General features: G+C 35.7%; 11 protein-coding genes, 2 tRNA genes and 1 pseudogene. 7 read left to right on the top strand and 7 right to left on the bottom strand.

Annotated elements, in window-relative coordinates; genetic code table 11:
• Window positions 1-137: 137 nt before the first annotated feature.
• The 4 genes from V5290_RS08270 to prsK form a co-directional block, all read right to left on the bottom strand.
• On the bottom strand, window positions 138-896 hold the full coding sequence (locus tag V5290_RS08270; RefSeq protein ID WP_333383923.1) for an AAA family ATPase: 759 nt from the start codon (window positions 894-896) through the stop codon (window positions 138-140).
• 1 nt (window position 897) lies between these two features.
• Window positions 898-2,442, bottom strand: coding sequence for an XrtA system polysaccharide chain length determinant (locus tag V5290_RS08265; RefSeq protein ID WP_333383920.1), 1,545 nt, complete (start codon window positions 2,440-2,442; stop codon window positions 898-900).
• A gap of 2 nt (window positions 2,443-2,444) precedes the next feature.
• Window positions 2,445-3,053 carry an XrtA/PEP-CTERM system exopolysaccharide export protein gene (locus V5290_RS08260; protein ID WP_333383918.1) on the bottom strand — a complete coding sequence of 203 codons (609 nt, stop codon included), beginning with the start codon at window positions 3,051-3,053 and terminating at the stop codon, window positions 2,445-2,447.
• 115 nt (window positions 3,054-3,168) lie between these two features.
• Window positions 3,169-5,208 carry an XrtA/PEP-CTERM system histidine kinase PrsK gene (gene prsK / locus V5290_RS08255; RefSeq protein ID WP_333383915.1) on the bottom strand — a complete coding sequence of 680 codons (2,040 nt, stop codon included), beginning with the start codon at window positions 5,206-5,208 and terminating at the stop codon, window positions 3,169-3,171.
• 493 nt (window positions 5,209-5,701) lie between these two features.
• Between prsK and V5290_RS17540 the strand changes: the two are divergent.
• Both V5290_RS17540 and V5290_RS17535 read left to right on the top strand, forming a co-directional pair.
• Window positions 5,702-6,463: pseudogene (locus V5290_RS17540) on the top strand (PAS domain-containing protein); the annotation flags it as partial.
• A gap of 69 nt (window positions 6,464-6,532) precedes the next feature.
• Window positions 6,533-7,000 carry a methyl-accepting chemotaxis protein gene (locus tag V5290_RS17535; RefSeq protein ID WP_416351609.1) on the top strand — a complete coding sequence of 156 codons (468 nt, stop codon included), beginning with the start codon at window positions 6,533-6,535 and terminating at the stop codon, window positions 6,998-7,000.
• Between the two features lie 144 nt (window positions 7,001-7,144).
• On the opposite strand, the gene V5290_RS08245 is transcribed toward V5290_RS17535, so the two are convergent.
• Both V5290_RS08245 and gloB read right to left on the bottom strand, forming a co-directional pair.
• The gene (locus V5290_RS08245) at window positions 7,145-8,746 is read right to left on the bottom strand and encodes a LysM peptidoglycan-binding domain-containing protein (protein WP_333383910.1); all 1,602 of its coding nucleotides are present in this window, start codon (window positions 8,744-8,746) and stop codon (window positions 7,145-7,147) included.
• Between the two features lie 57 nt (window positions 8,747-8,803).
• Window positions 8,804-9,571 (bottom strand): hydroxyacylglutathione hydrolase, encoded by a 768-nt coding sequence (gloB, locus tag V5290_RS08240; protein WP_333383907.1) that lies wholly within the window; start codon window positions 9,569-9,571, stop codon window positions 8,804-8,806.
• Window positions 9,572-9,609: 38 nt separating this feature from the next.
• Here gloB and V5290_RS08235 point away from each other — a divergent pair, with 38 nt between their 5' ends.
• Window positions 9,610-10,344, top strand: a complete 735-nt coding sequence (locus tag V5290_RS08235; RefSeq protein ID WP_333383903.1) for a class I SAM-dependent methyltransferase — start codon at window positions 9,610-9,612, stop codon at window positions 10,342-10,344.
• Here the strand turns inward: V5290_RS08235 and rnhA are convergent.
• Window positions 10,341-10,802 carry a ribonuclease HI gene (gene rnhA, locus V5290_RS08230; protein ID WP_333383901.1) on the bottom strand — a complete coding sequence of 154 codons (462 nt, stop codon included), beginning with the start codon at window positions 10,800-10,802 and terminating at the stop codon, window positions 10,341-10,343. The genes V5290_RS08235 and rnhA overlap by 4 nt on opposite strands.
• Window positions 10,803-10,894: 92 nt before the next feature.
• On the opposite strand from rnhA, the gene dnaQ reads away from it, so the two are divergent.
• The 4 genes from dnaQ (at window position 10,895) to V5290_RS08210 (ending at window position 13,265) form a co-directional block, all read left to right on the top strand.
• Window positions 10,895-11,611 carry a DNA polymerase III subunit epsilon gene (gene dnaQ, locus V5290_RS08225; protein WP_333383898.1) on the top strand — a complete coding sequence of 239 codons (717 nt, stop codon included), beginning with the start codon at window positions 10,895-10,897 and terminating at the stop codon, window positions 11,609-11,611.
• Window positions 11,602-12,891 carry a hypothetical protein gene (locus tag V5290_RS08220; RefSeq protein WP_333383895.1) on the top strand — a complete coding sequence of 430 codons (1,290 nt, stop codon included), beginning with the start codon at window positions 11,602-11,604 and terminating at the stop codon, window positions 12,889-12,891. Before dnaQ ends, V5290_RS08220 begins: the two co-directional genes overlap by 10 nt.
• A gap of 144 nt (window positions 12,892-13,035) precedes the next feature.
• Window positions 13,036-13,112: transfer RNA gene (locus V5290_RS08215), tRNA-Asp, on the top strand.
• A 76-nt stretch (window positions 13,113-13,188) separates the two neighbouring features.
• A tRNA-Asp gene (locus V5290_RS08210) sits at window positions 13,189-13,265 on the top strand.

The raw sequence follows: 13,265 nt of genomic DNA, 5'->3' as shown, positions 1-13,265 counted from the left end.
GATAATGACTTATTTTTGTAATGCAGATAAATAAACACGTTGCACTTAATAATTTAATATTTAAAGAAACGTATTACTGCCGTCTATGTCATGCTTTACTTTATTTATTTAAGCTTCATAAACATTTCAAATAAGTATTACTGATTGTTAAGAACGACTCCTGCTAATTTATCTTTTCCTAACGCATCAATCCCTGCCTCGACTTGTGATGAATTAGATTGTCCATATCCAACGACCAATAAAGCAGTATCACAAATGGACGCTAATATCTGTGTTTCTGCATATAAACCAATAGGTGGCGTATCGATAATAATAAACCGGTCTGGATAACGGTTTTTAATTGAGTTAATAAAATTTTGCATTTTATTCGATGAAAAAAGCTCTGCCGCATGAATCGTATTATTACCGACAGGAATAACTCGAACCCTAGGAATACCTGATGGATAAATGATATCCGTAATAGCATCAGTATCTCTTGCCAAGAAGTTAGTTAAGCCCAAAGTTGGCTTCTCCTTAAGGTAAGAAGCAATGCGTGGCTTATAAATATTACAATCAATCACTAAGGCAGTCTTACCTTGATCTAAGGCAATACTAGTCGCCAAGTTCATACTGACGTGACTCGTCCCGGATTGTTGAGATATACCTGTCACCATACAAATAAAGTTATTGTGCTGCATTTTATTGAATAAATTGGTGCGTAACTCTCGATAAGCATTCAGGGTTTTATAATCATCTAAACCAGGATAAATAATTTTTAATTCATCGAGTTCTTTTGCTGATAACAAAGGCGCTTCAGCCATCTCTTTGATCTGATTGGTATTAACCGAATCAGGCATTAGAGCATCATTATTTTTCAATGCGGTTGTATTTGTTGAAGTAGTTTCAGATACAGACATATTAAAATGCTCCTAATCTAACGATGTTGTCTAACGATGCGCCATATTTGAAGGCAAGCGCAATCGCAACATAACCAGACATACAGACAATATAGTAAAGTAATAAAAAGGTGTTATGTAGACGACGAGTTTTACTTTCCGAATGACAAGTAGCATGAGGGATACTAGCTAACAGCACAGTCCCTTCGATATTTTTTATTTCAGAAGAAAATCTAATTTTTGAATCCACTAAAATTTTCGCAACAAAAATACCGATAATAACCAATAAAGCTACAATTGGGCCCGCAATAAAGAAATGAATGAAACGAGCACCAATTGGCGTATTTGGATAAGTAGCGGCTTCTTGAAGCTTGTAGTTTACTCCCTGACCTTGAATATCAAGTACCATTGAAATACGAGCTTTCTCTTTTTTAGTCAGCATCTCTTCATATTGCTCTTGGAAAACACTGTAATCACGTGTTAACTCTGACAACTCAGCCTTATTGTTTGCAATACGTTTACGACGCTCATATGACTCGTCCAATAAACGATTAAAAGCTTTTAAGCGATTTAATAGCGTACGATTCTCGACTTGTGCTGCAGACAATAAACTTCTTAGTTCTTCATATAAAGGGTTAAAGTCCGCACTTACTGAGCTTTCAGTGCTTTTTTTAGTCCCGATTTCAGAAATCACTTTTTCTAAATCGTTAATTTGATAGTTAATATCGACAATCGCAGGGTAACTGTCTTCATAGTTAACCTGTAGCGCTGCTTTTTGTTTTTTTAACTCTCTTAACTGGCTGTTGTAGACCGCACTTTCATAATTATTATCAGCATACTTGCTCTCTCTAGAAAGCTGTCTTTTGAGACTACCAACACGTGTATTGCTTTCTTGAATTTGAATATTCATCTCTTCAATAGAAGCACGTAAGCTAGCAATACGATTGTTTACTTCATCTTCAGTACCATCAAAGTTATTCGATTGAAAACTTTTAAGCTTTTCTTCTGCGTTTAATAGTAATGATTTATATGATGCAGCTTGCTGATCAATAAAGTTAAAAGCACTTCGACTCTCTTCACGTTTGGTATCTGCACTGTCTTCAATAAATACAGACACGACTTTGTTTAATATTTCAAAGGTTCTGTCAGCACTATCATCTTTATAAGAAACTTGAATATAATTTCCAGATCGTCCTTCAATGGTAAGGTTATTACGTACTTGGCTAATTTTAATATCTTTCGCTAGTGGTGTCGGAAAAGCATTTTTACCATAAACACTATCAACCACTTGAGACAAAATACGTGGAGAATAGATAATATCACGCACTTGGTTACTTCTGTTTTGCTTAAGCTCCGTAACAGATGCTTTAGACCCTAATAGAGGTTTAATAATATTTTGATTATCTGCAAAAATAGTAATAGAGCTAGAGTAGCTTGGCGGGCGTAAAATACCGATAAACATAATCGCAAAACTAATCAAAGTGACAACAAAAGCCACCTTAAATTTTCGCTGACATATTTCACGCCAAACAACCGCAGCGTATTTAAAGATCTCAGTAATATCCATTGTTAAAACACGCTCTCAGGAATAATTAAAATATCAGATGGACGTAATGTGTAGTTGGTTTCTAAAATGCCACGATGCAAGATATCCTCAACATTGACATGGTAAGGTTTAATACCATCAGGGGTTTTTCTGTACAAGATTGATTCATCAGCATTAGCAAATTCAGTTAAACCACCGGCTTCTAGCACGAGATCTAATACATTAAGATCCGTGTAATAAGGAATAGATAATGGCCCGTTCACTGCACCTGTAATACGAACTCGGCTTGAGTAAGACGCACTGTTAGCCGCTTGAACAACTACAGTAACATTAGGCGCTCGAATATATTTACTTAACTTATCAGCTAGCTCTTCCGCTAATGCTTCAGGTGTTAACCCTTGTGCTTGCGCATCGCCTACTAGAGGCATTGAAATTTTACCATCAGGGCGAACTGGTACGCTGATTGATAACTCTGTATTTTTCCATACGCTAACTAATAACTGATCATTATTCCCTATTTTATATTCAGAAAACTTCACTCGGTCAGCATAAGGAGCCTCGTTCAAAACTTCTGTTTTTGCACATCCAGAAATAATGACGGCACAAAACAGTGCTATAAGGTAATTTTTCATATCCATCTCTCTTTTAAAATTTAACTAATAAACATCATATTTAGAGTAAAACATTAATGTAATGGCTACTCCTTCGCACTTTAACATTCCATCTATAACAACTGTTTTAAAATAACTAACTTAACATAGGTAAATATATTGAAAACTTACTACCTTTTCGAGGCGTGCTTTCAACGATTAATTCACCATTTAAACCATGGATGATTTCACGTATTTGAAATGCGCCAATACCCATGCCTTCATTTTCTTTTGTACTATTAAAAGGTTGAAATAGCTCATTTTTAACAAATGCTTGATCCATCCCAATCCCAGTATCTGTAATATCTATCCAAATTTGATTATCATGACTACGAAGATGTAAAGTCAACGAGCCATCAGCAGCAGTTGCATCTTGAGCATTTTTGATTAAATGGTTGATAGCCATTAACAGCTTATCGCTGTCACCATTAATAAAAGCACTATCACAATCAGAAGTAAAAACAGGACTTGGCAATCCATTTACATTCATTTTCACAGCTTGTTTCAATAATTCATGTAAATTAATGGTTTTTGATTCAACCTCCCCTTTTATTTTTTTAAGAAGCTGATCCATTTTATTTACTGAGTTTGCAATAGTAGCAATAACATCATCAATAAACTCAGGATGATGTTTATATTTTTCCGCGTTTTTTACCACTAACCCCTGTTGCGCAATTAAGTTTTTAATATCATGGATAGCAAACGCTGATATTTTATTAAACATATCAAATTGTTGGTTTTGAATTAGTTTTTCAGATACTTGCTCTTGACTAATATAACTAGCGATTTGACGGCCTGTTAATTTAAGTAAATCCAAGTCTTCCCACGTTAACTTTTCTTTTTCATTCAGATTATTTTTACACAATACAGCAAAACCGATTAAACCGGATGCACTATTAAGAGGTAGTATTATCCAAATTCCCTCAATATTAGGGACCCATTCTGGTAAATAAGAGTTATATTGCGCATCGTATTTATTTGCGTATTCGCGTGCTTGAAAGATCCATTCCTCTTCTTCTAGCTTTTTTATTAAATCACTTTGATTTGGCTCGATAGGAACGCTACCTGAAAAATTAAGATTCTGTGTTGCAACAGAGGTATAAAATTGTTGTCCTTTTACCCAAATACCACCAGCATTACAATGAAAGATAGTCTTTAATGCATTAAGTGAAATATCATAACAATTTTGATTTTTATGCTGTTTGGATAATAAGCCATCTAGTTGAATCCACTGCTTTTTATAATCATATTTATGTGCAAAAAAATGTTTACTCGTCCAGACAACAAAGCTATCTCTAATTTTTTCGGACAAGGATAAAGCAATAAGTAAAAACACAGCTAGTACATATAAAATCACTTTTGATGCACTTAACCAACTAATCTCAAAGTAATCAAATGCAGAAGCTAGTAGCGCTATTGCAATTAAAAACCCGCCTACGACCGTTAAACTTGTATTGAAAATAATGACACTATTAGATAATTTAAAACGACTACGTTCTTGTAATTGCCCTGCATAAAATATGATACTTAATGCCAATATTAATGAGGTAACAGAGCTTATAACTGTCCTAGCTTCCCACAAAGAAACATGTAAATCACTACTTAATAACAATAAAGAAAAAACAATAATGTCATAAGCAAAAAGAATAAAAGCAACAAGCGCAACTAACTTGGTCATACGACTTGAATGGTCATCTCGAATCAACTGCTCACAAATAACTACGCCGAATAACCCTAGTAAAATTTTTAGATACAATGCTAATACGGGTGAAGGGAATAACGCTTCGTTATCAATATTATACAAGAACAATACTAATATAACCGTCATAGCGGCATACAAACTATAAGCCCAACTATTAGGTAGTTTTGATTGCCTACTGAGCATCAATAGATAAAGTAAAGCGATGATCCAAGATAAATATCGGAGTGATTCTAGTAATAAAAAACTCCATGAGAAAGACGCAGCAGAAATAGATTCAGGCACTGAACTATGCCAAATAACAGATATGACAGCGCATGCAAATAAGCTGATTCTAATACGTAGAATAGGCACTTTGAAAAGAACAATCATTGCTAATGCTATTTCTACACAGCTTTTTAACCAATTTCCTTCTATCAAATTGAAACTAAATTCCATTTATCACTTCTCTGTTATCCATCCATACTCACAATAAATTCAAACAATTACATCAAAAAAAAGTATGAGATTATTAAACTAAATCAATTATAGCTTCCAAGATAAAAAAAATGCAATGTTTGATAGTAAACACTATCGCTATATAGTTTGAATTATCTAATATGGAGTAGTAAAAGCCTATCAATAAACCAGCTGTAAAAATATTTTAAAGTGATATAAATATACGAATAAAATAGTTTATTTAATGAACAAAATAATAATTTAGAAACTATACTAACGAGTTCTTCTCCCTATTGAAAAAAGTGTATTTGAAACCAATAAATCATCTCTGCTTAAGAATGCAGCACACAAGGAAATTTATCATTGATAACGCTATTTTAGACATACTTGTATTTATACTAAAAGTCGATATAACGCATCAACTGTGATAAGGGGTAACTAAAAAACAAATAGTACTAACAATGCTATAAATAACATCAATATTGGATCCAATATGTTTAATAAACAATTAAAGAATGAATTAACACAATATAAATCAATGCTTAAAGAAGCAGATTGTATTGTTAATTCTATTAAAAATAGCGTACCGACAATAGAGTTTACACCTGACGGTATAATCCTTGATGCAAACTCCCTTTTCTTAAAGATTACTGGCTATGATCAATCCGAAGTTATTGGTATACACCATTCAAATATGTGTTGCCCTGATTATGTAAAAAGTAATGACTACCAACAGTTTTGGCGTTCACTTAAGCAAGGTGACTCCATTAAAGGTACTTTTATGCGTAAACATAAAAATGGAGATACCATCTGGCTAGAAGCAACTTATTTCCCTATTACCGAAGACGGCCAAATAATTAAAATCATGAAAATAGCTAAAGATGTTACTTCAACTAAAATAGCATCTATGTCCAAGGAGGCGGTATTTAACGCATTAGATAAGTCTCAAGCAATTATTGAATTTACTCCTGACGGCTACATTATTACTGCAAATGAAAATTTTTTAAATGCAGTACAGTATCCACTCCACAGCATTCAAGGTAAACATCATAAAATATTTTGTGATGATACTTTTTATCAAAAGAATCCTACTTTTTGGGAAGACTTACAACGACATCAATTTAAAACTGGCCAGTTCCTCAGAAAAGATGCAAATGGCAATGACCTATGGCTTGAAGCTACCTATAACCCAATCGTAGATCAAAACAATAAGGTTATTAAAGTTATTAAATTTGCCAGTAATATTACACACAATGTCGAACGAGAAGCTTTAGTGAAAAATGCATCACTGATCGCACACGAAACCTCATTAGAAACAGTCAGCATGATTAATAAAGCGTCTGATATGCTGGCCTCTTCCGTGCAAACCTCAGCAGATATTTCTAGTCGAACGGTTAAAACAACAGAGCAAATAGACGTATTAAGTGAGCAAGCAAATAATATTCAAGCAATGGTGTCAACGATTAAAAGCATAGCAGATCAAACCAATTTGTTAGCGTTAAATGCAGCTATAGAGGCAGCCAGAGCGGGTGAGCAAGGCAGAGGTTTTGCTGTAGTAGCTGATGAAGTTAGACAATTAGCTTCACGTACTACTGATTCAACTAAAGAGATATCAGATGTAGTCGCAAATAACCAAGAAGTTACACAAAATGTGCAACAAGGTATCAATGCAGTATCTGAATTTGCAGAAAAAGGCAGAGAACAGATCACCCATATAGAACAGGTAATGAGCGACATTCAACTTGCTGCTCATAATGTATCTGAAACTGTTGATAGCCTAAATAAAGCCTAGTAACTTTAATTACGCTATTGCCATTCTACCTATCGCGAAGGTTTTCTAACGAAAAAAACAGCATTAATAAAGCTAAGAATATGTAAAATAAACACATAACTCTTAGCTAAATTAACCATGTTACGAAATAAAGTAAAGCTAGTTTTAAGTGTTAGATTTAGTTACATCAACATATACTTGCAGCTTTTGGCCTATCTTAATGAACTTACTATTTTTAATTTTATTCCAACGAATTAAGTCCGCAGTTTTCACTTTAAACTTCTGCGCTATACCACCTAAGGAATCACCAGATCGTACATGGTAAGTCACTTTTCTGGTAATACTCTTATTTTGTGTAATAGCTAAAGTCGGTACAGCCTTCCAAATCGTTAATTTTTCACCTAAACGCAACGTTTTTTTAACGTTAAAACCATTCCACTTCGCAATTTGCTGAGAGGTAACTTTGTATTCTTTACTAATATCCCAAAGCGTGTCTCCCTCTACCACTTTATGTATTACCTTTTTATTGGTTGTTGCGCTTGCTGCAGCAATTTTTTCATATTCCTTCGCCTGTGAAGATAAATTTTGTTGCTGCTGTTTACTCGCAATAGGGATTAGTAATGCCTGCCCGACTTTAATAAATGAACTATCTAAATCATTAATTTGTTTTAAAACACGAGTTGTCGTTTGTTTTTTCTGAGCAATGACGCTTAAGCTATCGCCTGACTTTACTAGATAACGATCCCAACGAATACGTTGGCTTTTATCTATCTTCGCGAGTTTATTTGAGAACTGCTCTGCTATTGCAGTTGGCAATAACAGTCGATGTGGCCCTTCAGGCGAAGTCGCCCAATGGTTAAATGCAGGATTCAATAATTGGATTTCAGAAACCGTCAAATCCGCTAATTCAGCAGCATAAGCTAAGTCCATTTGAGAGCCAATATCAACATAGGTAAGTGCTTGAGTATTAGGTATATGCGGTAACTCTATACCGTAAGCTTTATGGTTACGTAAAATATCCACTAAGGCTAAAAATTTAGGCACATATTTTTGCGTTTCTTTAGGTAAAGATAAGCTCCAATAATCAGTTGGCTTACCCGCTTTCTTATTTTTTCTAATCGCTCTTTCTACGCGTCCTTCACCAGAATTGTAGGCTGCGAAGGCGTACAACCAATCATTACCTAAATAATTGTGCAGCACCTGCATATAATTTAATGCTCCACGCGTTGATGCATATACGTCCCTGCGACCGTCATACCACCAATCTTGTTGTAAACCAAAGCGTTGACCAGAAGTTGGCATAAACTGCCATAAACCTGAAGCCCCGGCTGGTGAATAAGCAAAAGGATCAAAAGCACTTTCTACAACTGGTAATAAAGCAAGTTCTAAAGGGAGTTTATTATTTTCAATTTGCTCAACAATCAACCATAAGAAAGGCTCTGCACGTTTTGAAACACGTTGTAGGTAGGCAGGATGTTTCAAATAGTAATCACGCTCTGCAGTTATGCGAGGGTTATTCGGTACTTCAAATTGAAAACCTTCTGCTAATTTTAACCACAAGTTATCGTAGTGTTTTTCGGCAAAAGGAACTTCTACTTCCACAGTTTTAGTTATACTAGCGTGTTTGACAACGCCACTATTACTAGTTATTTGAGGTATATCTGAAATTTTTTCGGTAGATAACTCAACAGGAGCAGTTGTTTGTAATGAAGTGCTTTGACAAGCACTCAAAAGAAAGATAAAAAATATAGAGAAAAACAATTTCATTGTTGAGCCATTTTCAAAAAAGTAGGCCGTGTATTCTATGTGCTTTTCTCTATTGAATCAAAAATGATCTTTATGGGTGCGTAAAGCCTTGAATAACGGCTCTCCAGCAACTATTGGTTGTGCGAGTAAATTCTGAACATTAGCTAATAATCCAGGATCTTCACATCGTAAAAAAGGATTTACTAGCTTTTCCTGAGCGATAGTAGTTGGGATCGTTGGTACTCCCTGTTGACGTAATTTACTAACTTGTTTGGTATATGCCAATAAATCTTGATTAGTTGGATCAACAGCCAATGCAAAGATTAAATTATTTTGTGTATATTCATGAGCACAATAAACTTTAGTATTTTCATTTAACGTTTTTAATCGCAATAAAGCTTGATACATCTGTTGATGCGTCCCTTCAAAAATGCGTCCGCATCCAGCAGAAAATAAAGTGTCTCCACAAAACAAGACTTGCTCATTAAAGAATGCGATATGATCTAATGTATGACCTGCGACTTGCCATACATTTAAACTTAAACGACCATCCAGTAATGACACCTGATCATTGTCATCTACTAATGTCGCGCCCTCAAAAAGAGGTGCTTTACTAAATATTTTTATCTCAGGATTATCAGCTATTAAAGCAGCAACACCACCAGTATGATCGTGGTGGTGATGTGTGATCAGAATAGCTTCAATAATCAGTTGCTGTGCTTCCAATGTTGCTAATACAGGCTCTGCATCACCGGGATCAACAACAACGCAGCGTTGACTTTGACTATCTTTAATAAGCCAAATATAGTTGTCATTAAAAGCAGGTATAGTTAATACGGTAAACATAATTTATCTCAACTTTTCAGTTTAGGAGGTGAAAATAGATGAAAATAGCAAAAACGTCACGTAATTTAGCCCCCATAACAGATTGGTTACAATTGAGTAATGGACGTTACTTACATGCACAAACGCAACAGTTAGTAGATGAGGCTATATCGCATTGTTTTGGTTATAATCTCTTAAAGCTAGGTCATTTAAGCACACAATTGAAGACCAATAAATGCCCTATTCGTCATCAAATAAATTGTGCTCAAGATGGAGAAGATATTGGCCTCAGAAGTGACCTACATCACTTACCTTTTCAAGACGCAACTATAGACCTGTGTATTTTAGTTCATGAGCTCGACTTTTCTAGCGACCCACACCAGTTGTTACGAGAGATAGATAGAGTATTAACGTTAGATGGTATATTAATTATTAGTGGCTTTAATCCATATAGTTTATTTGGCTGCCGGGCGCTGCTATCTTCAAAAAATGAACATACTGCACGCTTGTTTTCACCTAATCGAGTAATAGATTGGTTACATTTACTCGGCTTTGAGATAAAGCAAAAAAAACATTTTGACTATATATCACCACAACCTAAAAATGCTATTTCATCATTAATAGAGAAAATAGGCAGACAATACCTATCAACATTTTGCAGTATCTACTTTATCGTAGCGAAAAAACAGTGCACGCCCATGACGCGTATAAAAACAGGAATTACGTTTAAAAGAGCAATCATCAATAATCGCCCTGTCGCGACTAAACAAACCCACTCTAAATTATTGCCCTAACCATCAAACCCAGAATCAACTTGAGTTGGATTTGCTTCTGCCGCTTCACGTGCTAAATCATCACATCGCTCATTTTCAGGATGCCCTGAGTGACCTTTCACCCAATGCCAGCGAACTGTATGCTTCTCTTGAGCAGCATCTAATGCTTTCCATAAATCTACATTTTTAACAGGTGCTTTGGCTGCAGTTTTCCAACCTCTTTTTTTCCAATTATGAATCCATTGGGTAATACCTTGACGTACATATTGACTATCAGTAGTGACATCTACCTCACATACCTCAGTTAAACTCTCCAGTCCTTTCACACAAGCCAACATTTCCATTCTATTATTCGTTGTCTTTGCATAACCTTCAGATAACTCCTTACGATGCTCATTAAACACTAAAATTGCACCATAACCACCGGGACCAGGATTACCAAGACAAGAGCCATCGGTGTAAAGTTGGATTTTTTTCATTATTACCATCACATAAATTTGTTAGACTAGGACATTAATGCTCTACGAATTAAGCTGAGCAAACTGCGCAACAACTATAAATAGAGATGACCATGAACACAAGTAAACTCACCCGACAAGTTGTATTAGATACAGAAACCACAGGTATGAACAAAGATGGACAAATATATGTAGGTCATCGCATTATTGAAATCGGGTGTGTTGAAGTCATTAATCGTCGCCTAACAGGACGCCATTATCATGTGTATATACAACCTGATATGTTAATCGACCCTGAGGCAATGGCCGTACACGGTATCACCGATGAGTTTTTATATGACAAACCACGATTTGCAGAAATAGCAGATGAGTTTATCGACTTTATCAAAGGCGCTGATTTGGTTATTCACAATGCTCCCTTTGATGTTGGCTTTATGGACCAAGAGTTTCGTTTTTTAAATAAAAAAACACAACCCACTGCAGAAATATCAACTATTACCGATACCTTAGAGATGGCTAAGAAAATGTTTCCCGGAAAACGAAACAACTTGGACGTTTTATGTGATCGTTATGGTATCGATAATAAGCATCGAGTATTACACGGCGCGTTATTAGATGCAGAGATCTTAGCCGATGTTTACCTGCTAATGTCAGGTGGTCAAAAGGATCTTAATTTAGCAAATAATGAATCAGGTAGTAATGATACAGGACGACGCATGCGTCAGCAGCAGTCATCATTACCTATCATTCATGCGAATCAAGAAGAATTAACAGCACATGAGTCTAGATTAGACTTAGTAGCTAAATCAGGGAGTTGTTTATGGCGATAATCAATAGTAAATGGATAGCACTTATCTTTTTAGCATTGTTATCAATCAATGCTTCAGCACATACCATTTATGCACCTAATGATATATCGTTATTAGACAACCGATTTAGAATAGACCCCAAAACAGAGCAAGTAACTATTATCTTGAATCATCCAGCTCACCCTCAAAAGGTAGTACTGGTGAAACCGGATGGAAGTAAGTGGTACGCACAACGTAACCCAGAAAGCCAAGTTGCTTGGGTAAATAATCGAAATCAGGACATTATCACAATCCAAAACCCTATGCCGGGCCCTTGGCAAGCAATTGCCACGCTGCATGGTGACAACCGCATTCAATTATTAAGTCCAGTTACCTTAAAAGTTAAAAAACTACCGTTAAAAGTCTACGAAAGAGAGTACCTAACAACCTATGCTTCTTTGGTCAATGAAGATAAAGTCATGACTGACAAAGACTTTTTACGCAGTGCTCGACTTAGCGTTTCCTTAGTAAATGACGAGCAAGATTTACTATCACTTTATCAAGATAATGGGGAGTATTATGACTCGCTTCCCTTTGATGGAGAGTTAACGACGCATATTTTTATGGATTTAGCACCGGGTCGTTATTTACTTAGCGTCAAAACTAAAAATAACATTTTCACACGAGGTTATAATGCTGATGTAGTGGTTTTCCCACAACCGGTGACTTATCAGATTGAGCAACATGAGCAAAAAAGCGATGAAGCTAATTTTGTTTTTAAAGTTGATTCATCAGAAATTGATCCGAAATCAGTAATTGTCGAAGGTAATATTAATAACACGGAATTAAATACACAGACTCAACTGTTAGTACACTTTTCCGATGAAACGCTCGCTCACGATACTCTTTCTTTAAAGGTGCTGCTTCCACACACTGCGTATAAATTCTCAGGAACTGTTTTTGCTAACACTGCAGACGGGCGTGAAATTAAGTTTACCCTACCAGAATATACTTTTGAGTTGGCGAAACCCGAGCCGATTATTGAAGAGATTGCAACACCTGTTGCAACTCCGACAACAGAACAAACATCAGATACACTCGTAGAACAAAATATTGAAGAAGAAACAAGTAGCGATTTTCAATATTTATGGATAATTGTATTAGCGCTGATACTTTTAATCGCAATTAGTATTGCGGTAATACTTTTTGTTTTAAAAAGAAAACAAAAGAAACTACTTTCAGAAGGTGACTTAGCACTGAATACTCTTTCTTTAGATCAACTAAAACCGTTAGATATAGATGAAACTGAAGCTAAAAAATAAACGCTATGGCGATAAAACGAGCAGTTAGACCTTTTACCTTGTAAATATTGTGTTTTTTTTGTTTTTCGTTATTGACTCAGTACCTGCAACTCCGTATTATCTGCGCCTCAACGGAGTTGCATATTATGTAACGTTGATTTTACTGGAGTGGTAGTTCAGTTGGTTAGAATACCGGCCTGTCACGCCGGGGGTCGCGGGTTCGAGTCCCGTCCACTCCGCCAACAGTATTATTTAAGAGCTTATTGGTTAATTTCACCAATCATTTATATGAAAAAGAAATAACTGTAACACACTCGTGGAGTGGTAGTTCAGTTGGTTAGAATACCGGCCTGTCACGCCGGGGGTCGCGGGTTCGAGTCCCGTCCACTCCGCCA

Origin of the sequence: Psychromonas arctica, from assembly GCF_036697365.1 — a bacterium.
Classification (GTDB): domain Bacteria; phylum Pseudomonadota; class Gammaproteobacteria; order Enterobacterales; family Psychromonadaceae; genus Psychromonas; species Psychromonas arctica_A.
Note: the sequence above shows the minus strand (reverse complement) of the source record. Positions and strands in the feature narration are given on the sequence as shown.

Excerpts from the sequence above, each read along its gene's own strand:
- V5290_RS08270 (WP_333383923.1), bottom strand. The coding sequence starts at position 896 with ATGTCTGTATCTGAAACTACTTCAACAAATACAACCGCATTGAAAAAT.
- V5290_RS08265 (WP_333383920.1), bottom strand. The coding sequence starts at position 2,442 with ATGGATATTACTGAGATCTTTAAATACGCTGCGGTTGTTTGGCGTGAA.
- V5290_RS08260 (WP_333383918.1), bottom strand. The coding sequence starts at position 3,053 with ATGAAAAATTACCTTATAGCACTGTTTTGTGCCGTCATTATTTCTGGA.
- prsK (WP_333383915.1), bottom strand. The coding sequence starts at position 5,208 with ATGGAATTTAGTTTCAATTTGATAGAAGGAAATTGGTTAAAAAGCTGT.
- V5290_RS17535 (WP_416351609.1), top strand. The coding sequence starts at position 6,533 with ATGATTAATAAAGCGTCTGATATGCTGGCCTCTTCCGTGCAAACCTCA.
- V5290_RS08245 (WP_333383910.1), bottom strand. The coding sequence starts at position 8,746 with ATGAAATTGTTTTTCTCTATATTTTTTATCTTTCTTTTGAGTGCTTGT.
- gloB (WP_333383907.1), bottom strand. The coding sequence starts at position 9,571 with ATGTTTACCGTATTAACTATACCTGCTTTTAATGACAACTATATTTGG.
- V5290_RS08235 (WP_333383903.1), top strand. The coding sequence starts at position 9,610 with ATGAAAATAGCAAAAACGTCACGTAATTTAGCCCCCATAACAGATTGG.
- rnhA (WP_333383901.1), bottom strand. The coding sequence starts at position 10,802 with ATGAAAAAAATCCAACTTTACACCGATGGCTCTTGTCTTGGTAATCCT.
- dnaQ (WP_333383898.1), top strand. The coding sequence starts at position 10,895 with ATGAACACAAGTAAACTCACCCGACAAGTTGTATTAGATACAGAAACC.
- V5290_RS08220 (WP_333383895.1), top strand. The coding sequence starts at position 11,602 with ATGGCGATAATCAATAGTAAATGGATAGCACTTATCTTTTTAGCATTG.